We start from the raw sequence: 23,621 nt of genomic DNA, 5'->3' as shown, positions 1-23,621 counted from the left end.
CGGGTAGACGGGCGGGTTGCCCGTGCTGTGAATTCAAGGTCTATGCTAGGCGCGAGCTAAGAAGCAGATGGGTCGAAATACCGACGTTTCGGGACATCTCACTGGCTGCAGGATTGGCAGACTCACCCATGAATAGCCGGTGTCTTCCTTGCCCCGTCTCCAACGGCCTCCGGTGTCCGTGTCGATAAGGATAAGTTTTGAACCTGTATTGATGAGATAGCCCGCTACCGAACCCGACACCTTTTGCGGATCATCGACAATCGATCGCAGCAGCAGCGACTGGATGAGGGCCGCGTCGCCGCTGAGTAGCGATGAATCAATGCGCCTCGCTCCCTATTACTTCCCTTTTTAATCTCCCCGCCCGCCTCTACTATGCCTTGACCCTTCCCAGCTCCGAGTACATCTCAAATGATGGACAGCCTCAGCGGCATCACGGCCTTCATTCATGTGGCCGAAACCCGCAGCTTTACCGAAGCCAGTCGCTTACTGGAGATCTCATCCTCCGCCGTAGGCAAGAGCGTGGCGCGCATGGAAGAACGCCTGGGGGTGCGGCTGTTCCATCGCAGCACCCGCAGTGTCACCCTGACCACCGAAGGCGAGCTGTTCCTTGACCGCTGCAAGCGCATTCTCAGCGAAGTGGAAGCGGCAGAAATGGAATTGCTGGAACTGTCCGCTACCCCGCGCGGCAAGGTGCGCGTTAGCGTGCCGATCCAGAACGTGTTGATCATGCCGGTACTGGCCGGGTTCATACGTGCCTACCCGGACATCGAGCTGGACGTAGACATGTCCGACCGCATGGTGGACGTGATCGAGGAAGGGTTCGACGCGGTGATCCGCACGGGCGCACCGCAGGATTCGCGGCTGATGGCGCGCAAGCTGGGGGGGTATCAATTGCAGTTGGTGGCATCGCCAGCGTATCTGGAACGCCATGGCGATCCGACACACCCGGACGATTTGACACGCCACGTGTGCCTGCTGCACAAGTTTCCGGCCACCGGGATGATCGAGCGTTGGCCGCTGCGCATCGGCGAGACACACATCGAGCCGAATCTATCGAAGGCCATGACCTGCACCACGATGGATCCACTGACGTATCTGGCGCTGGATGGGGTGGGGATTGCCTGCCTGCCGGATTTTTCAATCCGTCAGCCGTTGGCCGATGGAAGGCTGAAAGTGGTGTTGGCGGACTACACCGACCACACCGGCAACCTGTGGATGCTCTGGCCTGCGTCGAAGCAGACCGCACCAAGGTTGCGAGTGTTGATCGATTTTTTCAAAGACAACATCTTGAAGGTTTGAATCAGCGTTGCAGTGCCTCGGCAATCGGCGCTTTGCCGAGACCGAAGCTGAGCATCACCGCCAAACCAAGCACACCGATGGCGGCGCCTAGCCACAACGCTGAAGACACGCCGGCGTGATCAACCATCAAGCCGCCAAACAGCGAACCCGAAGCAATCGCCACCTGAAACGTGGTCACCAACATGGCGGAACTGGCTTCCGGCAGTTGCGGCGACGTCAGTTGCATCCAGCTGCTCACGCCCAGCGGAATTGCACCGTAGGCAACACCCCACACCAGCACCGCCAACGTCACGCCCCAACCCTGCAACCCGGGCAAGGCCAATTGCGCGATCACCATCAGCAACACCACGGCGCCCAGCGACGCTCGCAAGTGCGTGGTGATGCTCCCGGCCATGGCGAAGTTCGCCAACATGCCGACCAGGCCAAAGCCCAACAGAATCGCAGTGATTGCACTCGGCGAGAAACCCGCGTCATGTCCAAGGAACGGCGCAATGTAGGTGTACGCCGTGAAATGCGCCGCCACCACCGTACCGAGCAAAAGCATGCTGCGGCGGGCATTGCTGCGTGACAAAAACGCCAACAGCGCGCGCACCTTCAAACCCTCGCGGGAAGGCAGCGAGGGTAGCGTCAGCCACTGAGCAGCCAGCGCCAGCAACGCTAATCCTGCGGTCATTGCAAACGACATCCGCCATGAAAACAGCGTGCTGACAAACGTACCAAACGGCACACCGAACACCGTCGCCAAGGTAATCCCGGCAAAGATCAGTGCCGTCGCTTTCGCCGCTTTTGACTCGCTGACCAACCGCCCGGCAGCTGCAATCGCCACCGCCCAGAATCCACCCAGCGCCACCCCCAACAAGCCGCGCCCCAACAACATGATCGGTAATGACGATGCCACCGCCGAAACCACGTTGGACGCCACCAGCACCAGGGTCAACAGCAGCAACAGGTGTCGCCGGTTCATGCGTCCCGCGCCCAGCATTATTGCCGGCGCCGACACTGCCGCTACCATGCCGGGCACGGTTACCATCAACCCGGCCATACCATCGGTGATGCCCAGGCTATTGGCAATTTGCGGCAGGACGCCGACCGGCAGATATTCGGTGGTGACAAAGGCAAAAGCGCCCAAGGCAACCGCGTACACCGACAGCCAGTCGCGCCAGGAGGACGGCTCCGCTGGCGCGAGCGCAGCGGTGGCCGGTGATGCAGATAGATCGTTCATGGCAAAGCTCCAAGTAATGAGTGGCGCCATGCTAGGTATCTGATCACTGCAGAAAAACAGTGCGCAGCTCCGATCACTGCGGATCAATCGTTCCGCAATCGAACAGGCGTACCGCCATTAGCGCCTTTCCTGTCCGCAGTGTTCGGCCCTTTAGCCGGTTTTTCAGCGGGGCTGCGCTCCCTAGACTTCACCTCGTCAGCCAAACCCTACGAGAACATTCCCATGACAATTGCACATTCCCCTATTCGCGTCGGCATCATTGGCGTTGGCAACTGGGCTCGCCACGGCCATCTGCGCGTGCTGAACCTGTTGCCGCAATATCACCTGCAAGCGGTGTACAGCGAACGCCGTGAACGCGCCGAAGTCGTGGCTAGCGAGTACGCCATCAGCCAGATCGCTGACACGGTCGACGCGTTGGTCAACAACCCTGAAGTCGATCTGGTCGTGGTGCTCAATACCGCCCCGCAGCACGAAAAAACCGTGCGCGCCGCCATCGCTGCCGGCAAAGACGTCTACTGCGAATGGCCGTTGACCACCACCACCGCAGAGTCCGAACAATTGGTGCACCTGGCCAAAGATGCCGGCGTGCGTCACATCGTCGGCCTGCAACGCCGCCACGCGCCGCACAACCGCTACCTGCAAGACCTGCTGCAACAAGGCTACGTCGGCAAGGTGCGCTCCGTGCGGATGCACGTCAGCATGAATTACTTCCAGGCCCTGCGCCCCAACGCCCTGCGCTGGACCGCCCCCGAGGAAAACTTCTCCAGCGTCATTGCCATCTACGCCGGACACTTCCTCGACATGCTCTTCACCGCAACCGGCTGGCCAGTAAGTGTCTCGGGGTTGATGGTCAACCAGTTCGCGAAAGTGACGATCAAGGAAACCGGTGAAGTGCTCGACAGTACCGCCCCCGACCAGTTCGTACTCAGCGGCATGCTCGAAGACGGTGGCGTCATTTCGATCCACATCGAAGGCGGCAAACGCAACGGCTCGGGTGTGCAGATCGACATCACCGGCGACCAGGGGGATCTGAAAATCACCAACCGTTCGGCGTTTGGCGATGTCGGTGATGACTATGTGGTCGAGGGCGCGCATGGCGATAACCTGACGCTGGAAGTGTTGCCCGTTCCTGAGAATTATCAGCGCCTGCCGACCTCCTCATTGCCGTCAGCCGTGCTTGAACTGGCAGAGCTCTATCACGTGTATGCGCAGGATGTTGCCGAAGGCACCCATGCGGCGGCAACGTTCAACGATGCATTGCGCCTGCATCAGTTGCTGGATGCAGCAAAGAGCGGGACTCAAACTCCCCTGAAACTGATCGTGTGACGACTCATGCTTGTTAAATCCCTCGCTATTGAACTAACGAGTATGAAACCCCGTTGGCGCAGCCGGGGCGGACACGTGCCCGCCCCGAAGCGCCATTTAAGCTCAGAGGCCATTATTGGATCGTCGCAGCTCGCCCTTTTACTCAATTGACTCCGGGAAACGTGCGCCGAACATCGGTAGGCCGCTGGCAGAACTGACTGTCGTGGCCTCCTCCTGAAGCACGTCCCAGTGTTCGACCAGGATGCCATTTTCGAGACGCACGATGTCTACTGCGATGAGCGCAGTCGGACTACCGTTTCCAGAGAAACGGCCATGAACCATCACTTTGTCATCCTCGGCCATTATTACGCTGGGTTCATACGTCAGTGTATTAGGCAAACTTTTGATCAAGTCAAATAACCCCTGCCGTCCTGGAGGGATAAGCGCGCTGTGCTGAACATAGTCCGCAGACCAATACGCCTCGGCCGCATCGTAGTCACGTTGATTGAATAAAGCATCGAAAGCTTTAAGTACGATAGATTTATTTTTTACTTCAATATTCATAGTGATTCCTGATTGTAAATTGAGCCTTGAGGAAACAGAACAAAGACCATTCGAGTCCTAACGGACATTTACAACGATAGGGTTGGCCTCTAGCGCACTTCAGATTCCGTCATTTCCGGTTGTGAGAGGGCAAGCAAAGGACAATGCCTCAGAGTTCTACATGCTGTAGGCAGCACATCCTAGCCTTGGAGATTTAACCGTATAAGCCGAAAAACCGACATTTCATGCCAAACCGTCCCACCTGACCGAGGACTTGCTATACGTAAGTCGTCGTTGTTAAGCATATGGAGCAACCGCAGATCTGGGTCCGCGGAAGGCGCATGGCCGCCTTTCATAGCTTACGACTATTGGCTTAAGGCTCCTCGCGATCCTGCGCGTGTACGAAACGACAGCAGCGTTTTTCAATAAAGCCAACCCAAAGCGGCTAGCCAGATTCGTCAGAAATCGGCCAGAAAAGTCTCTGATACACGTACCTTGGCCTATTGCTACCTGTCGCGAACGGCATAAACGACCCAAAGCCACCCGCCGACCCGAATGCCAAGTCTTGCCTTGAGGCCTTTTGCTCCAGTCGCAGCTCACGGTCCTTCTCTCACAACCGCCTGTCGGCCATAAAACGGTTGTGACTCTTTTCGAATTTGTGTGTAATCCGCGCACTTCTTCAGGGATGAAGACCGGTCTATGTGTGCAATGAGCTGACTCATCCCTGCAGATCCCTTTTTACGCCAGAGGACTGTGCGATGGGTTTTGCAAAAAAAGCCACGGCCGTATTGCTCGTATTAAGCATCGGTTTTTCATCCGGTTGCGCCACGTCGGGTAGCGACTGGGCCAACAAGGAAAACATTGGCACGGTCATCGGCGGTGCCGCGGGCGTACTGATCGGCAGCCGCATTGGCGGGGGCGGCGGGCGAACCGCAGCGATGTTGATCGGCGGCCTGGCCGGCGCATTGTTGGGTAAAACCATCGGCGCGAAAATGGATGAAACAGACCGACTGGCCCTCGCTGCGCAAACCCAGCAAGTGCTCAATAGAAATCAAGACGGCCAGGCCACCCAATGGCAGTCCGACCACAGCGGTAGCAGCGCGCAAATCACCCCGGTGAGTACCGCAACCGAATCTCGCCAAGTCGCCGTCAAACGCCTCCCGAAGATCCAGCCGGTCACTGACATGACCGTGCTCAACAAACCCTACCGCGCCATCAAGTCCGCCAACCTGCGCAGCGCCCCGGACAGCAATGCCGAGAAAGTGGGCGGATTGCCCCCGAGCTCGACATTCACCGCCCTGGGCCGCACCCACAATGACTGGATCATGGTCGGCCGCCGCGGCGTCACCGTCGGCTACGTGTATGCCCCGCTGGTGGAAGCCGTCGCGCCCAAAGCCGTAGCGGTTGCCAGCAGTGCGACTACGAAAGCCGCCGCCGACAGCGCCACTGACCTGGACAACCTCGACGCTGCCAGCGCCGCCAGGCAAGGCGTGGACCTTGACGCCATCGATGCCAAACCGGTGGAAGACAAGCTGACCGCACAAACCACCTGCCGCACCATTACCTACGACGTGAAAGCCAAGGACAGTCAGGCCGAGAAGCAGACCGTGAAGGCCTGTCAGGCGGGTGACGGCGCCTGGGAACTGATCTGATGAGAAACGTGAGCAAACAACTGCCCCTGGCCCTGTTGGGGCTCGCCGTGTGCGCGGGCGCCGACGCGGCGGCCTACCGGTTGGCGTTTTCCAAGGGCGAGAACGTCGAAGTATTCATTGATCACGCCGGCAATCAGCCGTGGTGCGCGAATCCGCTGGCGCTGCGTTTTGCCTTTGCAGGCAAGCCGGACAACGACGCGGTGGCGCGTCTGCTGCCCAAACTCGGAGGCCCGCTGGCCAGCCAGTGCCCGAGTGCTGCCACCGTGACGTGGAAAAGCTACAACGCCCAGGGCCAGCTCGTTGCCAATGGCTCGGCTGCCAAGGCTGAGGAATGGTCCAGCCATGTGGCCGGCGCCATCGCGCCGGCCGCATCGCCTGCCGAAGTGGCCGCTGCGCCTGTCCCCGAGCCAACCCCGGTTCCCGCGCCGGTTGCGCCTGCACCCGCTGTGGCTGCTGATCCGGTTCCTCCGCCCGCGTCCGCGCCTTCCCAGGCCGTGGCTGCGAATCCGGTCCCACCGCCTGCGCCTGCGCCTGCTCCTGCTCCTGCTCCTGCTCCTGCGCCTGCGCCTGCCCCGGCTGTTGCTGCAGCGCCAGTCCCGTCGCCCACCGCTGCGCCTGCTGCTGCGGCGCCACAACCGTCGGAGTCGGTGCCGGTGCCCGCGTCGCCTGCACCCGCCGCGACCACCCCTGTGACGCCGGCGTTTGCCGTATCCGGCTGGACGCCGCCGGCTGAGAGCGACGCGATCAAGGCCGCTACCTTTTTCTTCGAACTCAAAGACCAGAACGGTTGCCTGTTTCGTACGACGTACAAACCGGAGGGTGACGCTCAGTACGTGAGTGCCAAATCCACCGGTGTGACCTGTGGTTCCGATGGCTACGCGGCCGGCGAGGGAGGCGTGGTGCTGTTGCGGGCGGACGGGGTGAAGCTGAAGGAATATCAAGGCAGTTTTCATCACGGCATGCCGTTCAACAGTCAGGCGCCACAGTTACCTGTCGTGGGCTTCGACAATCAGAAAAACGCCCTGATGCTCCTTGCCAGTGACCCAGCCAGCCGCGTGCATTACCTGTTGCAAGCGTCTCACAGCTGGAGTGGCTATTGGGACACGCGCAGCCCGACGCTGGTGGCCGTGACCGAGAACCAAGAGCTTTTTCGCCAGCTTGAAACCATCAAAACCACGGTATTCAGCGCCCTCGGCGCCCTTGACCAGGTCCAGCCTAAAACCCCGAACGTTAACTTCATCGCTGTCCGGGATGTGGCGCAGGGCGTGGTCAAGAATGATCGCGACAGCTGGCTTTATGAAACAAACATAAGCCGCAACTGGAGCAGCAAAACCTGGCAGTTCAACCCGCAAAACGCCAACAACTATCTGTTCAGGCATGAAGCGCAGGTGGCCGAGCAAAAACGGGCGGCCGACCGTCAGCGCCAGTACGAAGAGCAGCGCAAACAGGAACAGGCAGGCTATCAGGCCCAGACCCAACTTCAGCAATTCGCTCAGCTGAAGACCGAAAGCACCGACTCGAAATACATCCAGTCTCGACTGCTGACTGACGTCAGCTATGCACCCACTTCCGGAGGAGGGTATGCGCGTCTGGTCGCCGGCGGCAAAGCGGCGTACAGCCAGATCGTCCATATAGTCGGCAAGACCGATGGCCGTTGGGAAACCGATTACCCCTATGAGTCGCAGCTGGACATGGTGGGCGCCAACCTGAAGCCCGAGAAGGGCTGGTTCCTGGCCAAAGGCGAGGTCACGCTGGACCCGGTCAAGCGAGACGGCGAAGACCTGCCGCTGACCCTGGTGGCGGTCAACTACCTGCAAGCCTGCACCGAAGACGGCTGCACAGACTTGCGTGATCCACTCAGAATCATGCGCATGCAACTGGGCGACGACAGCTGGACACCCGACGCGGCGCGCCAGGTAATCAAACAGGCCTGGCCTGACCGCAATATAGAGGGGGATGCGCAATGATCCAGAAAAGACTGCTCGTCCCTGCTGCCGCTGTGGCGATAGTCGCTGCGGGCTATTTCGGCTTGTGTGCCTACGCCAGCAAGCAGGCCCAGAAGCGCCTCGATGACTTCGTCTATGACAATCATCTCAGCGGCGCCATCAGTTGGGACTCCGTCAGCTCTTCGCCATTGGGTGGCAAGGTCGTGCTAAAGGGCGTCGAGTTTGGTGAGGGCAAGGCAGGCGGTTTGCGTGCCGACAAAGTCACTCTCACCGACTTGATCAACAATGACAGCCGCTCCCGCGTGCGCATCGAAGCCACCGGCGTACAGGCGTCCAATGGCTCGCTGCAGGGGCTGCAGGAACTGGGCGCCATGGCCAGCATGATGGGCATGGGCGGCGGTTTGAGAGGCGTGAATAGTTTCGGCCCGTTGTTAAGCAGCGGCCGCAACGAACTCAAACCGTTCGACCTCATGCTGTCCGTGGACCTGGACGACGACGCCACTCGTGCGACGGGTGAAACCTTCGTGGACATGCCAGACCTGTTCACTTTCAGCGCCAGCTACCGCATGGATAACGTCAAAGGCCTTCACCGCGCGGTCAATGATCTGCAGCACGGCGATAAATCGTCTGGCTATGAGGTGCTCGGGCTGGCTGTGCAAGGCGTGCAAGGCGCATTCGCCCGAGCGGAGTTGAGCGACTTGAAAGTCAGCTTCAAGGACAAGGGCATGGTCAAACGGAGTGCATTGCTTCAGCAACGCTACGCCACGCCCTTGGACCCCACCGCGGGCAGCGCCGACAAACAGCGCCAGGCCTGGTTCGAGAAAAGCCTGGATAACTGGCAGAAAAGCTGTGAAAGCGGAATGCGCGAAAACGCCCCGATGCTCAGTGATGGCTGCGAGCTGATGGTCAAACTGTTCAAGGGCAAAAACGACGGCATCGAACTGACCATCGATCCCAAAGACCCGGTGCGGGTCATGGACCTGATGAGTGTGTTCGGCGGCGGCAATGGCAGGCGGGTGCTGGAACGCTTGAATCCGGAGGTGAGTTCCCTGTAGTTTCGCGCCTGCTCTCAACGGCACTCCCAAACCTTCCTTGAGCGATGGACTGACCACGCTCAAGGGATGTTTCGGCAAGGTGCCGCTTGCTGAGTCCCCACCTGCCAACTCCGGCGCGCAAACCACGGAGTTGAGGTCTTCGTCACCGACGCCTGGCTGACTGCGCCAGTTTTGTTAGTTCTCTTCCAGCCAAAACCGCAACGGTTTGCCCTGTGCAGGCCACAACCGCAACTGCGCGGTCTGGGACATGTCCCACCGCTGGACCTTGCCCACGGCTTCAAGGAACCGGCGTTCCTGTTCCATCAGCGCCGGGGCGCACAGTTTGCGGGTGCTGCCGACCGGGCCGAAGCTGATCGCATCGCCCTCCAGCCGGTACGACGCGAACCAGTGGTTGCAGCCGGCGTTGCCGTAGGCGCGGCCATCGTTACCCAGGGTCATGGTCAGGTGGCTATTGTCGATCAACGGCCGTTCACCGATCCATTCCAGCACGTAGCCGTGGTCCTGCTTGAGTGCCTCGGTGTTGTTGGCACAGCCCGCCAGCAGCGTGGCTGCCAACAGCGTCAGCAACAGCGGTTTCATGCGGCTTTCTTGGCGCAGGCCGGGCACAGGTGGTTTTCGCCGACGACCTTCCAGCCCAGTTCCTGAATGCGCGCGGTGGCGGCGGGTTTGAGGGCTTTCTTGCCGTCTTTGCCATCGACCATGAATTCGATGTCGCGCTCTTTTCCACAGTCGTTGCAGTTCACTTTCCACTGGTGAATCGCCAGCTCGGTGAACGCCGGGCCGTTGGCCACGGCCACCCACTGGCCCGTCGGGTTGATCAGGTGGCGGACTTTTTCAACGTTCAGGCGCATGTACAGCTCTTTGCTGCCCTTGACCGTGACCAGCAGCACATCCTCGGGCTTGATCGAGCCGCCGTTGCCGGTCACTTGGTAGCGACCAACCGCCAGGCTTCGGCATTCGATCAGGGTGTGTTGCGGGGTGAGCATGCTGTAACGGAAATCGTGTTCGGCCATGGGGGTCTCCAAATAGGCGCGCATGCTAACACTTTAGAGGAGGAATGCCCGCTGCCGCCGGGTTCGCGGCCGCGAGCACGGGCCATCACTGCACTTCATTCTGCGGGCTGCCTGCGGCCCAGGCGCTGATGTTATCCAGCGTCGTCTGGGCGATGGCGCCGAGGGCTTCTTTGGTCAGGAACGCCTGATGGGCGGTGATTACCACGTTGGGGAACGTCAGCAGGCGGGCCAGCACATCGTCCTGCAGCGGCAGGTCCGAACGGTCTTCGAAGAACAGCTGCGCTTCTTCTTCATAAACGTCCAGCCCGAGGTAGCCCAACTGGCCGCTTTTGAGTGCGTCAATCAGCGCAGGCGTGTTGACCAGCGCCCCGCGACCGGTATTGATCAGCATCGCCCCGCGCTGCATGCGCGATAACGAGTCCGGGTTGATCAGATGCCGGGTGTGCTCGTTGAGCGGGCAGTGCAGGCTGATGATGTGTGCTTCGGCGAGCAGTTCGTCGAGGGGCAGATAGCGGGCGCCCAGTGCTTGGACCTCCGGGTTAGGGTACGGATCGTAGGCCAGCAATTGGCAGCCGAAGCCTGCCATGATCCGCGCGAATGTCGCGCCAATCTGCCCGGTGCCGACCACGCCGACGGTCTTGCCCACCAGATCGAAACCGGTCAGCCCGTGCAGGCTGAAATCACCGTCGCGGGTGCGGTTATAGGCACGGTGCAGATGGCGGTTGAGCGAGAGGATCAGCGCCACCGCGTGTTCGGCCACGGCATGGGGCGAATAGGCCGGGACCCGAACCACGCCCATGCCAAGGCGCTGAGCGGCGGCCAGATCAACGTGGTTGAAACCCGCCGATCGCAGGGCGATGAGCCGGGTGCCGCCCGCCGCCAGTTGCTCCAGTATCGGCGCGCTCAGGTCATCATTGATGAACGGACACACCACCTCGTACTGATCGGCGAGCGCCACCGTGTCCAGCGTCAACCGCGCGGGCTGGAAATGCAGTTCGATGCCGGGCGGCACCTGCGCGCCAAGGAAGCTTTCGCGGTCGTAGGTCTGGCTGCTGTAGATAAGCGTGCGCATGGCTGCTCCTTGTTAGATGGGCCTGCAGTTTTCCGTCGAACGTGGCTCAGGGGCTCCAACCGCGATAGGCGTGAGCTTGCTCGCGAAACATCGCAGCCTACAGATCACCGCACAACAACCTGATGACCCAGATCAAGCGCTCACGCGGGCCTCGGTTTCCAGGCGGTCGATGGCCTTCTCCAATTCATCCAGTGCCTTGTCGCTGTCAGCCGATTCCTGCTTCAGCAACGTTTCACTGCGCTGGCAGGCTGCGCGCAGTTGCGGCACGCCACAGTAACGGGTGGCGCCGTGCAGGCGGTGGACGCGTTCGATCAACGCGACGTTATCCTTGGCCTCGCGGGCGTTGCGTATCGCTTGGCAGTCGGTGGCAAGTGAGGCCAGCAGCATCGCCAGCATGTCCGCCGCCAGATCGGCTTTGCCAGCCGCCAGCCGCAGCCCTTCCTCGTGATCGAGTACCTGCAGATTGATGGCGCCCTGGGCAATTTCGACGTGCCGCTCCGGCGCCTGATTGCGCAGCGCCAGCCCGGTCCACTTCAACACCACTTGAGCCAGTTGGCGTTCGCTGATCGGCTTGGTCAGATAATCGTCCATCCCGCTCTGCAACAGCGCGCGCTTTTCGTTGGCCATGGCGTGGGCGGTGAGGGCGACGATCGGCAGCGAAGAGGCCTGGCGGTCGCTCTCCCAGCTGCGTATTTCCTCGGTGGCCTGACGTCCGTCCATGCCGGGCATTTGCACGTCCATCAGCACCAGATCGAAGGGTTCGTCCTGCACCGCCTGCACCGCGGCATAGCCACTGTCCACGGCCATGACCTTGGCGCCCATGTCTTCGAGCAAGGTCTGCACCAGCAACAGGTTGGCCGGATTGTCGTCCACGCAGAGAATGCGCGGCGGCCGGCTCGACAGCGGCTCCGGCACCTCGTTGCGCAACTGCTTGGGCTGGATCAATTCCGACAGCGCGCGACGCAATTTGCGCGTACACGCCGGCTTGGCCTGTAGCTGGTTGTACGCGTCCGGCACGGAAAATTGATAAAGCGCCTGTTCGGTGGTCGGGCACAGCACCAGCACTTTGCAGTTGAGGTTTTCCAGGTCCCAGATCTGCTGGCGCAGACGCTCGGGCGGCAGCTCGTGGGCGGTGACGCCGAGCACGGCCATGTCGATGGCGTGGGGCGTCTGATGCACCACCGTCACGCCATTGATGAGGTTTTCCAGATTGTTGAAGACCATGGGCTGCAAGCCGCAGTCTTCCAGTTGATGCTCAAGCGCCTGCCGCGACAGGTCGTGATGCTCCAGCACGGCCACGCGACGGCCCAGCAGCGGCGGGGCGGGCAGGTCTTCGAGGTCGTCTCGGGTTTTTGGCAGCGTCAGGCTGATCCAGAACTCAGAACCTTCGCCGGGCGTGCTCTCGACACCGATTTCGCCGCCCATCTGCTCGACCAGTCGTTTCGAAATCACCAGCCCCAGCCCGGTGCCGCCGGAGTGCCGCGACAGGGAATTGTCCGCCTGGCTGAAGGCCTGAAACAGCGCGCGCACGTCCTGGTTGGACAAGCCGATGCCGGTGTCCTGCACGCTGATGCGCAACTGCACGGTGGTGTCCTGTTCTTCCTCCAGCATCGCCCGCGCCACGATGGTGCCCTCGCGGGTGAACTTGATGGCGTTGCTGACGAGGTTGGTCAGAATCTGCCGCAGGCGCAGCGGATCGCCCACCAGCGACAACGGCGTGTCGCGATACACCAGGCTCACCAGCTCCAACTGTTTGGCGTGAGCGGCGGGGGCAAGGATGGTCAAAGTGTCCTGCAACAAATCGCGCAGGTTGAACGGGATCGCATCGAGGACCAGTTTGCCGGCCTCGATTTTGGAGAAATCCAGAATCTCGTTGATGATGCTGAGCAGGTTGTCGGCGGATTTCTCGATGGTGCCCAAGTAGTCGTACTGACGCGGCGTCAGCTCGCTTTTCTGCAGCAAGTGGGTGAAACCGAGGATGCCATTGAGCGGCGTGCGAATCTCATGGCTCATGTTCGCCAGAAACTCGGACTTGATCCGGCTGGCTTCCAGGGCTTCCTTGCGCGCCAGGTCAAGCTCGATGTTCTGGATTTCGATGGTTTCAAGGTTCTGGCGCACGTCTTCGGTGGCCTGCTCGATGCTGTGCTGCAATTCTTCCTGGGCGTTCTGCAACGTGGCCGCCATGCGGTTGATGCCCGAACCCAGTTCGTCCAGTTCGTAACTGCCCATGGGCGGCAGCCGCGCTTCGAGATTGCCGTCCTTGAGCTGGGCGACGACGTGCTTGATCTGGGTGATCGGGCCGTTGATGGTGCGGCTCATGCGCAGCGCCAGCATGGCGGTCAGGCCGAGGCCGATGACGATCAGGATCAAACTGAGGAACAGGCTGCGATAACCGCGCAGGAGGGTGCCATTGTGCGACAGCTCCAGTTCGACCCAACCCAGCAACCGGTCGGCCTCGGCCGGCACGACGTCGCCGGTCAGGTGACGGCTGCGCCCGAACACCGGCATGAGGTAACGCGTGGCGTCGTTTTCAGAGCGCTGCAGCATGTGCGAGCTGTTGCCGATGGGCGCCTGGTTAATCATGCTCGGGCCGGCGTGGGCCAACATCGCCCGGTTGGCATCGAGGAACGACACGGCACGCACGTCAGCCTGCTCCAGCACTTGCCCGGCGATGCGTTCAAGCATCGGCTGGTCACCCGTGGCCAATGCCGAGGCCGACAGCGGCGCCAGCTCGTTGGCGATCATCTCGCCCCGTTTGAGCAACTGGGTCTGCAACTCCGTTAGCTGCATCCAGGTGAAATACCCTCCCAGCAAGGCCGCCATCAGGCAGGCCGGCAGCAGGGTCAGCAGCATGACGCGGCCTTTGATGCCCACTTTCTTCAGCACACTTGTTCTCCATCAACCCGGCACGCATTCACGCCGATACTGCGCCAAGGCAGCCTGCGGCGCGCAATCAGTGCGCAGTGTAGTCATTTTGCGCGTCGGTCGGGTGGGTAGGGTGTCTGCGCACGGGTGACGGTCGGCCGCTGATCCGCAGTCCAGTCTGGATGTTATGGCTGGCCAGGACTCGTAGGAGCCGGCTTGCTGGCGAACCCATTGGGTTAGTCGACATCTTGCTCTCAGATCCACCGCGTTCGCCAGCAAGCCGGCTCCTACGGATTTTGTGTACTGCCAAGATTGCGTGCGTTGCCGAGACCCAGTGCGGGGAGCCTTGAAGATGCATAACGCACCGGCAGGCCAGCATTGCCCCGCCGCGCGCAATCTTGAATAATCGCCGGCTTGAGAATCAATCGCAGACGCCAATGACTCCCGCCAGCATTCACCGCCCCCACATACTTGCCATCGAGGACGATCTCGTGCTCGGCGCTTTCGTTCACGATCAGCTCGATCGCTGTGGTTTTCAGGTGACCTGGTGCCAGAACGGCGCCGAAGGACTGGCCTGCGCGCAACGCGAGCCGTTCGATGTGGTGCTGATGGACATCCTGCTGCCGGGCATGAACGGCCTCGATATCCTCACCCATCTGCGCCGTCGCCACACAATGCCGATCATCCTCATGTCCGCCCTGGGCGCCGAGGCCGACCGCATCACGGGCTTTCAGAACGGTGCCGACGATTACCTGCCCAAGCCCTTTAGCGTGGATGAACTTCGCGTGCGCATCGAAGCGATCCTGCGCAGGGTCGACCTTGAACGACGTTTCCACGCCCTGACGGCGAACGAGCCCGGGGCTGGCAGCGAAAAACCCGAGGAAGGCGGTTTGACCTTCGACGACGGGCGCTGCGACGTCTTTTTTGCAGGTGCGCCCGCGCAGCTGACCGGCAGCGAATACCGCCTGCTGGAAACCTTGTGGCGCAACCCCGAAGACGTGCTGAGCAAAGCCTTCCTTTATCAGCACGTCTTGCAGCGCGGCTATTCCCAGCACGACCGCAGCCTGGACATGCACATCAGCCAGATTCGCCGCAAGCTCAAGGCGGTCGGCTACCAGGCGCGGCAGCTGCGCACGGTCTGGGGCAAAGGCTACGTGCTGACGGCGGCGGTGCTGGATGGTTGATTCGCACAAGCGGCTCCCCGGCCGGCATTCGCTGTTCTGGAAACTGGCCGTGCTGCTGGTCGGCTTCTGCCTGTTGATGATCTGGCTGAGTTGGTACTGGGGCCGCTACATCGAGACCCGCAACGCCTACCTGAATGCCGAGGCCCATCAGGTGCTCAGCGGTTACGCGGCGCAGGCCGAACGATCGTGGAACACCGGCGGCCAGCGCGGCATCGACGAATGGCTCAAGCAAATCCGTCAGCAGGAAAGCGGCTGGGTCGGGGCGATCGGCAGCGATTTGCAGTCACTCGGCAGCACGCCGCTGACCCGCAGCGAGTCGCAGCGGCTGACCTTCATGCGCGGCGTCGACTGGCCCATGAGCACGCGGCAGAAGACCCTGCCGTGGTTGAAGATCGCCTTTCCCGTTAACCCGGATGCGGGCAGTCTGGTGATCGAATTGCCCGAGCGCTTCAAGCCGGGTCGTTACGCATTCGTCGGGCAAATCCTGACCAATGTGCTGATCCCGGCGCTGTTCACCTTGCTGCTGTGCGTCGGGCTGTACCGCCTGCTGGTTCGGCCGCTCAACCAACTGCGGGAACAGGCCAATGCCTGGCGCGCCGATCGTTTGTCGAGCCGCCTGTCGCCGCAGATGACCGAGCGCCGCGATGAGCTGGGCGAGCTGAACCGTGCGTTCGATCACATGGCCGCGCGCCTGCATTCGACGGTGCAGGTTCAGCAGCAATTATTGCGTGATCTGTCCCACGAGCTGCGCACCCCGTTGAGCCGCCTGCGAGTGGCGTGCGACAGCGAGCAAACCCTGCCCGAGCTGCGCGAGCGACTGAGTCGGGAGGTGGACGGCATGCGCCGGCTGGTGGACGACACGTTGCAATTGGCCTGGCTTGATACCGAGCGCGAGAAGTTGCCCGGCGAGGACATTCAGGTAGTGGCGCTGTGGGAGATGCTGGTGGATGACGCCTGCTTCGAAACCTGCTGGCCGTCCCGTCAGTTGCGCTGTGATCTGGACAGCGCCTGTTGGGTCAGTGGCCACCTCAACACCTTGGCGCAAGCGCTGGAAAACATGCTGCGCAACGCCATTCGCCATTCACCGCCAGGCGGCATTGTGCGGCTGGACGGGCGTCGCGACGGCGATGACTGGCTGTTGTGGCTGGAAGATCAGGGCGGCGGCATTGACGAGGGTGATCTGGAACGGATTTTCGCGCCATTCATCCGTCTGGACGGCGCACGCCCCGGTGACGGCGGTTTCGGCCTGGGTCTGAGCATCGCCCGCAACTCGTTGCGTCTGCAGGGCGGGGACTTGTGGGCGGAGAATACCGGACAGGGACTGCGCATGATCATGCGTCTGCCAGCCCGGCATCTGGGCAGGACGCAAATCCCCTTGTAGGAGCGTGGCTTGTCCCGCGATCGGCCGGGAACCGGTCGTGGGATCGGTTCGCGCGGTGGATCAGGGAAAACATGGGTGGCAGACCTGCTGCCGCTGCGCGCCAGATCGCGGGACAAGCCACGCTCCTACAGATACTTGCGATTGCCTGACACGCCGCCTTGGCGGGCAAGGTGGGGCGCCACCCCGGTTGCTCTTGCCTTTCTGCGTTGCCGATCCGGATACGCCTTATTCCTTTCAGCGATAACCACCTCACTTTGCGTGATATGGGCTGGCAACGATTGCCGGTATGATAGGCGACCCCCGCACGTCTGGATCGCGAACACGCCATGACCCTGCAGTATCAAACCATCGCCGATTGCGTCGGCAACACCCCGCTGGTGCGTCTGCAACGCATGGCCGGGAACACCAGCAACACGTTGCTGCTCAAGCTCGAAGGCAATAACCCTGCCGGTTCCGTGAAGGACCGTCCGGCGCTGTCGATGATTACCCGTGCCGAACAGCGCGGGCAGATCCAGCCCGGCGACACCCTCATCGAAGCCACCTCCGGCAACACCGGCATCGCCCTGGCCATGGCCGCAGCGATCAAAGGTTATCGCATGATCCTGATCATGCCGGACAACTCCAGTGCCGAACGCAAGGCGGCGATGACCGCCTATGGCGCCGAGCTCATCCTGGTCAGCAAGGAAGAGGGCATGGAAGGCGCCCGTGATCTGGCTGAGCGCATGCAGGCTGAAGGCCACGGCAAGGTACTCGACCAGTTCGCCAACGGCGACAACCCGCAGGCCCACTACGTCGGCACCGGCCCGGAAATCTGGCAGCAAACGGGCGGCACGATCACCCATTTCGTCAGCTCCATGGGCACCACCGGCACCATCATGGGCACCTCGCGTTTCCTCAAGGAACAGAACCAGAACATCCAGATCGTTGGCCTCCAGCCCATGGACGGCGCGTCGATCCCGGGCATCCGTCGCTGGCCAGCCGAATACCTGCCGAGCATCTATCAGGCCGACCGTGTCGACCGGATCATGGACATGGGGCAGGCCGAAGCCGAAGACGTCATGCGCCGTCTGGCGCGCGAAGAAGGCATTTTCTGTGGCGTGTCGTCGGGTGGGTCGGTTGCCGGCATGCTGCGGCTGTCCCGGGAAGTCGAGAACGCGGTGATGGTCGCGATCATTTGTGACCGTGGCGACCGTTATCTGTCGACCGGCGTCTACGATGCGCCCAACTGATGGCCAAGCGTGATGCAAGCCTGCGTTTCCAGCCCAGCGGCGGCACCCGGACCACGCAGGTCCCCACCGGAAAAAAACAACGCCTGAGCATCGAGCGGCTGGCCAACGACGGCCGCGGCATCGGTTTCGTTGAAGGCCGCACCTGGTTTGTGATGGGCAGTCTGGCCGGCGAGGAAGTCGAGGCCCGTGTACTCAATGCCCACGGCAAAGTCGTCGAAGCCCGCACTGAGCGCGTGTTCCAGGCCAGCCCCTTGCGCCGCCCGGCGCCGTGCCCGCATTTCGGCCGTTGCGGTGGCTGCAGCACTCAGCACATGCCCCACGCCGAACAGCTCGCCCTGAAACAGAGCATGCTCGCCGAGCAATTGAGCCGCATCGCCGGGGTCCAGCCGGAGGAATGGGCGGCGCCGCTGACCGGCGAAGAATTCGCCTACCGCCGTCGCGCCCGGGTCGCGGTGCGCTGGGACGTTCGGACCAAGCGGCTGGACGTCGGGTTCCGCGCGGCGGCGAGCCAGGACATCATTGCCATCGAGCAATGCCCGGTGCTGGTACAGGCCTTGCAACCGATCATGATGGCGCTGGCGCCCATGCTTCGGCGTCTGAGCAAACCTCAAGCGCTGGGCCATGTCGAGCTGTTCAGCGGATCGGCCACGGCCGTGCTGCTGCGGCACATCGCGCCGCTGCCCGAGAATGATCTGGCGGTCCTCAAAAGCTTTTGCGAAACCCATGCCGCGCAACTGTGGTTGCACGGCGAGGGCGAGCCACAGCCGGTCGACCCTTGCGCAGAACTGGGCTACCGCCTGGAACCGTGGAACCTGTCACTGGCCTATCGCCCCGGCGACTTTGTGCAAGTCAACGCCCAGGTCAACACCGCGATGATCGAACAGGCCCTGGCCTGGCTCGCGCCGCATGCGGACGAACGAGTGCTGGACTTGTTCTGCGGGCTTGGTAACTTCGCGCTACCGCTGGCGCAAATGACGCGCCAGGTGGTGGCAGTGGAGGGCGTCGACGCCATGGTTGAGCGGGCGACGGCCAACGCGGCGAGCAACGGTTTAAGCAATGTGAAGTTTTATCAGGCCGATCTGTCGCAGCCACTGGACAAGGCGGCCTGGGTGGCGGAAGGTTTCGCCGCAGTGCTGCTCGATCCGCCGCGTGACGGAGCGTTCGAGGCAGTCGGCAAACTGAATGCTCTGGGCGCACAGCGCGTCCTTTACGTGTCCTGCAACCCGGCAACGCTGGCGCGCGACACGGTTGAATTGATCAAGCAGGGCTACCGTTTAAAACGTGCCGGAATCCTCGATATGTTCCCGCAGACAGCGCATGTCGAGGCAATGGCGTTATTTGAAGCGAGCAAGTAAGGCGACGGCTCAGGACCTGACGTCGCCTTACATGGAGTCTCGTTTAATCCGACTGGCCCGCGCGTCCACGACCTTGCATGGCCCGCAAGGCGCACGCGCTCAAGAAGGCTGGCGACTGATGGCGCATTTCATCGCGCCGTAGGGAAGGTAAGCAACATGGTACAGGTGAGACCCCACCAGCCGATAAACACAGACGGCAGTATCAACCTCGACGCGTGGCTGGATCACGTGGTCAGCGTCGACCTGGCAGTGGACCGACAGGCCTTGAAAGAGGCCTGTGAATTTGCCCGGGTTGCCGAGCAGCAGGACAACGCCGCCAAGAACCTCTGGGCGGAGGGCACGTCGAGTTTTCAGACGGGCCTGGAAATCGCCGAAATCCTGGCCGACCTCAAGCTGGACCAGGATTCCCTCGTGGCCGCCGTGATTTATCGCGGCGTGCGCGAAGGCAAGATCTCGCTGCCCGACGTCAACCAGCGCTTTGGCCCCACCGTCGCCAAGCTTATCGACGGCGTGCTGCGCATGGCAGCGATCAGCGCCAGTCTCAGCCCGCGGCAGTCGCTGGTGCTCGGCACGCAGGCCCAGGTCGAAAACCTGCGCAAGATGCTGGTGGCCATGGTCGATGACGTGCGCGTGGCGCTGATTAAACTGGCCGAACGCACCTGCGCCATCCGTGCGGTGAAAAACACCGACGATGAAAAGCGCAACCGCGTCGCCCGTGAAGTCTTCGACATCTACGCGCCGCTGGCCCACCGCCTGGGCATCGGCCACATCAAATGGGAGCTGGAGGACCTGTCCTTCCGCTACCTGGAGCCGGAGCAGTACAAGCAGATCGCCAAGCTGCTGCACGAGCGCCGCCTTGATCGCGAGCGCTTCATCACCGACGTGATGTCGCAGCTTGAGAACGAACTGCTGGCCACCGGCGTCACGGCGGACATCAGTGGTCGGGCCAAGCACATTTACTCGATCTGGCGAAAGATGCAGCGCAAAGGCCTGGAATTCAGCCAGATCTACGACGTTCGCGCCGTTCGCGTGCTGGTGCCCGAGATGCGCGATTGCTACACCGCGCTCGGCATCGTCCACACATTGTGGCGGCATATCCCGAAAGAATTCGACGACTACATCGCCAATCCCAAGGAAAACGGCTATCGCTCGCTGCACACCGCGGTGATCGGCCCGGAAGGCAAGGTGCTGGAAGTGCAGATCCGCACCCACGCCATGCACGAAGAGGCCGAGCTGGGCGTCTGTGCGCACTGGAAGTACAAGGGCACTGACGTCAAATCCGGCTCCAATCACTACGAAGAGAAAATCTCCTGGCTGCGTCAGGTGCTTGAGTGGCACGAAGAGCTGGGCGACATCGGCGGGCTGGCCGAACAGCTGCGGGTCGACATCGAGCCTGACCGGGTTTACGTGTTCACCCCGGACGGCCACGCAATCGACTTGCCCAAAGGCGCGACGCCGCTGGACTTCGCCTATCGCGTGCACACCGAGATCGGTCATAACTGCCGTGGCGCCAAGATCAACGGGCGCATCGTGCCGCTCAACTACAGCCTGCAGACCGGCGAGCAGGTTGAGATCATCACCAGCAAGCACGGCACGCCGAGCCGCGACTGGTTGAACTCCAACCTGGGTTACATCACAACGTCCCGGGCGCGGGCGAAGATCGTCCACTGGTTCAAGCTGCAGGCGCGCGACCAGAACGTCGCCGCCGGCAAGGTGCTGCTGGAACGCGAGCTCGCACGTCTGGCATTGCCGCAGGTGGACTTCGACAAGTTGGCCGAGAAGGCCAACATGAAGATCGCCGAAGACATGTTCGCGGCCCTCGGTGCCGGCGACCTGCGCATTGCCCAACTGGTCAACCTGGCCCAGCAACTGGTCGAGCCGGAACGCGGCAACGAGCAACTGGAGCTGATCCCGCGCAAGGCCACCGGTTACAAGCCGGGCAAGCGCGGCGACATCCAGATTCAGGGCGTCGGCAACCTGATGACGCAAATGGCCGGCTGCTGCCAGCCATTGCCCGGCGATGCGATCGTCGGTTACATCACCCAGGGCCGCGGCGTAAGCATTCACCGTCAGGACTGCGCCTCGGTGCTGCAACTGGGCGGGCGCGAGCCTGAGCGGATCATTCAGGTCAGCTGGGGCCCGGTGCCGGTGCTCACCTACCCGGTGGACATCATCATCCGCGCCTACGACCGGTCGGGCCTGTTGCGCGACGTCTCGCAGATACTGCTCAACGAGCGCATCAACGTGCTGGCGGTCAACACCCGCTCGAACAAGGAAGACAACACCGCGCTCATGTCCCTGACCATCGAGATCCCCGGCCTGGACGCGCTGGGCCGACTGCTGGGGCGCATCTCGCAACTGCCGAACATCATCGAAACGCGGCGCAACAGGACGCCGTGAAGGTGCTGTGTTGTCTGCGCTGATCGTTCCCGCGCTCTGCGTGGGAACGCAGTCCGTGACGCTCCGCGTCACTCGTGGAACGCAGAGCGTCCAGGCGGGCATTCCCACGCAGAGCGTGGGAACGATCAGCTTCAAGCCGTACGCGGATAACGTGAAGCTTGTGGCTTGTCGCTTACAGCTGCGAACGAAGAGAGACCCCATGTATAGCCTCCAAGACCTGCTCACCCTCATGGCTCGCTTGCGTGATCCGCAATTCGGCTGTCCGTGGGACGTGAAGCAAACCTACGCGAGCATCGTGCCGCACACCCTCGAAGAGGCCTACGAAGTCGCCGATGCCATTGAGCGCGGCGACTTCGACGACTTGCGCGGTGAGCTCGGCGATCTGCTGTTTCAGGTGGTGTATTACTGCCAGCTGGCGCGGGAAGAAGGGCGGTTCGAGTTCGACGGCGTGGTCGACGGCATCACCCGCAAACTGATTCGCCGCCATCCCCACGTGTTCCCGACGGGCGATCTGTACGCGCCGCTGGAGACGCCGCGCCTCAGCGAAGAGCAGGTCAAGCATCGCTGGGAGCAAATCAAGGCCGAGGAGCGTGCCGAAAAGGCCGACGTCCCGGAGCAGCTTTCCCTGCTCGATGACGTCCCGGGCGTACTGCCTGCGTTGTCTCGGGCGGCGAAGCTGCAGAAACGCGCCGCGCAGGTCGGGTTCGACTGGCCGGATGCGCTGCCCGTGGTCGACAACGTGCGCGAGGAGCTCGACGAAGTCCTTGAAGCCATGGCTGACAACGACAGCGCGGCCATCACCGAAGAAGTCGGCGACTTGCTGTTCGCCGCCGTCAATCTGGCCCGGCACCTCAAGGTCGATCCGGAAAATGCCCTGCGCGCCGCCAACGCTAAGTTCGAGCGGCGCTTCAGATTTATCGAACAGGCCTTGCGCGACACCCGGCGCCCCATTGAAGATTGCAGCCTCGAAGAGATGGATGCGCTCTGGGGCGAAGCCAAGCGTCAGGAAAAGATCACGCCCAACTGCGGTTGAGTTGACTATTTAGAGAGAGAAGACAGATGGCGGGTATTTCCCTTCGTGACCAATTGCTGAAAGCTGGCCTGGTCAATGAAAAGCAGGCCAAGCAGGCGACCAAGAGCAAACAGAAGGTACAGCGTCTGGTGCACAAGGGCCAGGCAGTGGCGGACGACACCGATCAGCGTGCGGCTCAGGAAGCAATGGCCGAGAAAGCCCGGCGCGACCAGGAGCTGAACCGTCAGCAGCAGGAAAAAATCGAGCAGAAAGCCCGCGCCGCCCAGGTCAAGCAGTTGATCGAAGCCACGCGTTTGCCGAAGCTGACCACCGAGGACTACTACAACTTCGTTGACGACAAGAAAGTCAAGCGCCTCTCGGTCAACGCCTTGATGCGCAGCAAGCTGAGCAACGGTTCGCTGGCCATCGTCCACCACGGCGGCACCTACGAGGTGATCCCCCGCGAGGCAGCCCTCAAGGTGCAAGAGCGCGACCCGCGCCGCATCGTCATGCTCAGCGCCCCGACCGACGAGCCGGACGGCGACGATCCGTACGCCGCGTACAAGATCCCGGATGATCTGATGTGGTGATGGCCGTCTGCGGCTGTGCTCGTGGTCGCCTGTCAGCGAAAGGCGCTGCTCGGCGTCTTGATGTAACTGATACGACGCCGCTTCTGTAGGAGCCGGCTTGCTGGCGAACCCTTGGTGCCAGTTGCCACGGTGGTGAGTGACATATTGCATTCGCCAGCAAGCCGGCTCCTACAGATACGTTTGACCGCATGCACATCTGGCCATTGGCCTCAGCGCAGTGTCCGGAAACAACAAAACCCGCCAAGAGGCGGGTTTTGTTTTGCTGCGATTCCAAAATTACGAATGACTGGCCTGCTGCTTTGCTTCTAGCGCGGCAAGCTCTGCTGCGTAACGCTGTGCGTCCGATTCGTGATGAAACATCCCTACCAGCTGGTCTTGTTGGCGGACATCCCAGATCTGGATGCCATCGGCAATAGCTTCGTGGGAGATATGGGCGTCGTCGCGTTCAGTAACAGTTACGGTCATAGTGCAAACTCCTGACTCTTGGATATCTGCGGC

19 protein-coding genes are annotated in these 23,621 nt (G+C 61.7%); 12 read left to right on the top strand and 7 right to left on the bottom strand.

Translation table 11 applies throughout. The features are described from left to right. Positions 1–411 precede the first annotated feature (411 nt). Complete coding sequence (locus tag VF672_RS13440) at positions 412–1,299, top strand: LysR family transcriptional regulator (RefSeq protein WP_331105090.1); 888 nt, start codon at positions 412–414, stop codon at positions 1,297–1,299. A 1-nt stretch (position 1,300) separates the two neighbouring features. Here VF672_RS13440 and VF672_RS13435 read toward each other — a convergent pair whose 3' ends face one another. Beyond that, positions 1,301–2,521 carry an MFS transporter gene (locus VF672_RS13435; protein WP_331105075.1) on the bottom strand — a complete coding sequence of 407 codons (1,221 nt, stop codon included), beginning with the start codon at positions 2,519–2,521 and terminating at the stop codon, positions 1,301–1,303. Positions 2,522–2,743: 222 nt separating this feature from the next. Here VF672_RS13435 and VF672_RS13430 point away from each other — a divergent pair, with 222 nt between their 5' ends. After that, entirely contained in the window at positions 2,744–3,847 is a 1,104-nt protein-coding gene (locus tag VF672_RS13430) for a Gfo/Idh/MocA family oxidoreductase (protein WP_331105074.1), read from the top strand. A 138-nt stretch (positions 3,848–3,985) separates the two neighbouring features. Here the strand turns inward: VF672_RS13430 and VF672_RS13425 are convergent, their stop codons facing one another. Next, positions 3,986–4,390, bottom strand: coding sequence for a nuclear transport factor 2 family protein (locus VF672_RS13425; protein WP_331105073.1), 405 nt, complete (start codon positions 4,388–4,390; stop codon positions 3,986–3,988). 737 nt (positions 4,391–5,127) lie between these two features. Between VF672_RS13425 and VF672_RS13420 the strand changes: the two genes are divergently transcribed. The 3 genes from VF672_RS13420 to VF672_RS13410 are packed head-to-tail and all read left to right on the top strand — an operon-like array spanning position 5,128 to position 9,022. Then, positions 5,128–6,021 (top strand): SH3 domain-containing protein, encoded by an 894-nt coding sequence (locus tag VF672_RS13420; RefSeq protein ID WP_331105072.1) that lies wholly within the window; start codon positions 5,128–5,130, stop codon positions 6,019–6,021. Then, the gene (locus tag VF672_RS13415) at positions 6,021–7,988 is read left to right on the top strand and encodes a hypothetical protein (protein WP_331105071.1); all 1,968 of its coding nucleotides are present in this window, start codon (positions 6,021–6,023) and stop codon (positions 7,986–7,988) included. Before VF672_RS13420 ends, VF672_RS13415 begins: the two co-directional genes overlap by 1 nt. Then, positions 7,985–9,022 carry a hypothetical protein gene (locus tag VF672_RS13410; RefSeq protein ID WP_331105070.1) on the top strand — a complete coding sequence of 346 codons (1,038 nt, stop codon included), beginning with the start codon at positions 7,985–7,987 and terminating at the stop codon, positions 9,020–9,022. The genes VF672_RS13415 and VF672_RS13410 overlap by 4 nt, the downstream gene beginning before the upstream one ends. 174 nt (positions 9,023–9,196) lie before the next feature. Here the strand turns inward: VF672_RS13410 and VF672_RS13405 are convergent, their stop codons facing one another. The 4 genes from VF672_RS13405 to VF672_RS13390 form a co-directional block, all read right to left on the bottom strand. Continuing rightward, positions 9,197–9,601 (bottom strand): META domain-containing protein, encoded by a 405-nt coding sequence (locus tag VF672_RS13405; protein ID WP_331105069.1) that lies wholly within the window; start codon positions 9,599–9,601, stop codon positions 9,197–9,199. After that, positions 9,598–10,035, bottom strand: coding sequence for a hypothetical protein (locus VF672_RS13400; protein ID WP_331105068.1), 438 nt, complete (start codon positions 10,033–10,035; stop codon positions 9,598–9,600). Before VF672_RS13400 ends, VF672_RS13405 begins: the two co-directional genes overlap by 4 nt. 85 nt (positions 10,036–10,120) lie before the next feature. Further along, positions 10,121–11,107, bottom strand: a complete 987-nt coding sequence (locus tag VF672_RS13395; RefSeq protein ID WP_331105067.1) for a 2-hydroxyacid dehydrogenase — start codon at positions 11,105–11,107, stop codon at positions 10,121–10,123. A gap of 132 nt (positions 11,108–11,239) precedes the next feature. Then, positions 11,240–13,993: a response regulator gene (locus tag VF672_RS13390; RefSeq protein WP_331105066.1), complete on the bottom strand. Its 2,754-nt coding sequence runs from the start codon at positions 13,991–13,993 to the stop codon at positions 11,240–11,242. A gap of 416 nt (positions 13,994–14,409) precedes the next feature. On the opposite strand from VF672_RS13390, the gene VF672_RS13385 reads away from it, so the two are divergent. From VF672_RS13385 to VF672_RS13355, 7 genes are all read left to right on the top strand, one after another. Next, positions 14,410–15,156, top strand: coding sequence for a response regulator transcription factor (locus VF672_RS13385; protein WP_331105065.1), 747 nt, complete (start codon positions 14,410–14,412; stop codon positions 15,154–15,156). Beyond that, positions 15,149–16,537: a sensor histidine kinase gene (locus tag VF672_RS13380; protein WP_331105064.1), complete on the top strand. Its 1,389-nt coding sequence runs from the start codon at positions 15,149–15,151 to the stop codon at positions 16,535–16,537. Before VF672_RS13385 ends, VF672_RS13380 begins: the two co-directional genes overlap by 8 nt. Positions 16,538–16,863: 326 nt before the next feature. Continuing rightward, positions 16,864–17,766, top strand: coding sequence for a cysteine synthase CysM (cysM, locus tag VF672_RS13375; protein ID WP_331105063.1), 903 nt, complete (start codon positions 16,864–16,866; stop codon positions 17,764–17,766). After that, entirely contained in the window at positions 17,766–19,121 is a 1,356-nt protein-coding gene (rlmD, locus tag VF672_RS13370) for a 23S rRNA (uracil(1939)-C(5))-methyltransferase RlmD (RefSeq protein ID WP_331105062.1), read from the top strand. Before cysM ends, rlmD begins: the two co-directional genes overlap by 1 nt. Before the next feature lie 156 nt (positions 19,122–19,277). Then, positions 19,278–21,521, top strand: a complete 2,244-nt coding sequence (relA, locus tag VF672_RS13365) for a GTP diphosphokinase (protein ID WP_331105061.1) — start codon at positions 19,278–19,280, stop codon at positions 21,519–21,521. A gap of 199 nt (positions 21,522–21,720) precedes the next feature. Further along, positions 21,721–22,554, top strand: a complete 834-nt coding sequence (mazG, locus tag VF672_RS13360; RefSeq protein WP_331105060.1) for a nucleoside triphosphate pyrophosphohydrolase — start codon at positions 21,721–21,723, stop codon at positions 22,552–22,554. Positions 22,555–22,580: 26 nt separating this feature from the next. Next, positions 22,581–23,123: a DUF2058 domain-containing protein gene (locus tag VF672_RS13355; protein WP_331105059.1), complete on the top strand. Its 543-nt coding sequence runs from the start codon at positions 22,581–22,583 to the stop codon at positions 23,121–23,123. A gap of 276 nt (positions 23,124–23,399) precedes the next feature. Here VF672_RS13355 and VF672_RS13350 read toward each other — a convergent pair whose 3' ends face one another. Then, positions 23,400–23,588: a hypothetical protein gene (locus VF672_RS13350; protein WP_331105058.1), complete on the bottom strand. Its 189-nt coding sequence runs from the start codon at positions 23,586–23,588 to the stop codon at positions 23,400–23,402. Positions 23,589–23,621: the final 33 nt, after the last annotated feature.

Source organism: Pseudomonas sp. (assembly GCF_036387035.1).
Classification (GTDB): Bacteria; Pseudomonadota; Gammaproteobacteria; order Pseudomonadales; family Pseudomonadaceae; genus Aquipseudomonas.
The sequence above is the reverse complement of the archived record's forward strand: the minus strand, read 5'-3'. Positions and strand labels throughout refer to the sequence as shown.

Bases quoted from the DNA above. Each gene is read 5' to 3' on its own strand.
- VF672_RS13440 (WP_331105090.1), top strand. From the start codon at position 412: ATGGACAGCCTCAGCGGCATCACGGCCTTCATTCATGTGGCCGAAACC.
- VF672_RS13435 (WP_331105075.1), bottom strand. From the start codon at position 2,521: ATGAACGATCTATCTGCATCACCGGCCACCGCTGCGCTCGCGCCAGCG.
- VF672_RS13430 (WP_331105074.1), top strand. From the start codon at position 2,744: ATGACAATTGCACATTCCCCTATTCGCGTCGGCATCATTGGCGTTGGC.
- VF672_RS13425 (WP_331105073.1), bottom strand. From the start codon at position 4,390: ATGAATATTGAAGTAAAAAATAAATCTATCGTACTTAAAGCTTTCGAT.
- VF672_RS13420 (WP_331105072.1), top strand. From the start codon at position 5,128: ATGGGTTTTGCAAAAAAAGCCACGGCCGTATTGCTCGTATTAAGCATC.
- VF672_RS13415 (WP_331105071.1), top strand. From the start codon at position 6,021: ATGAGAAACGTGAGCAAACAACTGCCCCTGGCCCTGTTGGGGCTCGCC.
- VF672_RS13410 (WP_331105070.1), top strand. From the start codon at position 7,985: ATGATCCAGAAAAGACTGCTCGTCCCTGCTGCCGCTGTGGCGATAGTC.
- VF672_RS13405 (WP_331105069.1), bottom strand. From the start codon at position 9,601: ATGAAACCGCTGTTGCTGACGCTGTTGGCAGCCACGCTGCTGGCGGGC.
- VF672_RS13400 (WP_331105068.1), bottom strand. From the start codon at position 10,035: ATGGCCGAACACGATTTCCGTTACAGCATGCTCACCCCGCAACACACC.
- VF672_RS13395 (WP_331105067.1), bottom strand. From the start codon at position 11,107: ATGCGCACGCTTATCTACAGCAGCCAGACCTACGACCGCGAAAGCTTC.
- VF672_RS13385 (WP_331105065.1), top strand. From the start codon at position 14,410: ATGACTCCCGCCAGCATTCACCGCCCCCACATACTTGCCATCGAGGAC.
- VF672_RS13380 (WP_331105064.1), top strand. From the start codon at position 15,149: ATGGTTGATTCGCACAAGCGGCTCCCCGGCCGGCATTCGCTGTTCTGG.
- cysM (WP_331105063.1), top strand. From the start codon at position 16,864: ATGACCCTGCAGTATCAAACCATCGCCGATTGCGTCGGCAACACCCCG.
- rlmD (WP_331105062.1), top strand. From the start codon at position 17,766: ATGGCCAAGCGTGATGCAAGCCTGCGTTTCCAGCCCAGCGGCGGCACC.
- relA (WP_331105061.1), top strand. From the start codon at position 19,278: ATGGTACAGGTGAGACCCCACCAGCCGATAAACACAGACGGCAGTATC.
- mazG (WP_331105060.1), top strand. From the start codon at position 21,721: ATGTATAGCCTCCAAGACCTGCTCACCCTCATGGCTCGCTTGCGTGAT.
- VF672_RS13355 (WP_331105059.1), top strand. From the start codon at position 22,581: ATGGCGGGTATTTCCCTTCGTGACCAATTGCTGAAAGCTGGCCTGGTC.
- VF672_RS13350 (WP_331105058.1), bottom strand. From the start codon at position 23,588: ATGACCGTAACTGTTACTGAACGCGACGACGCCCATATCTCCCACGAA.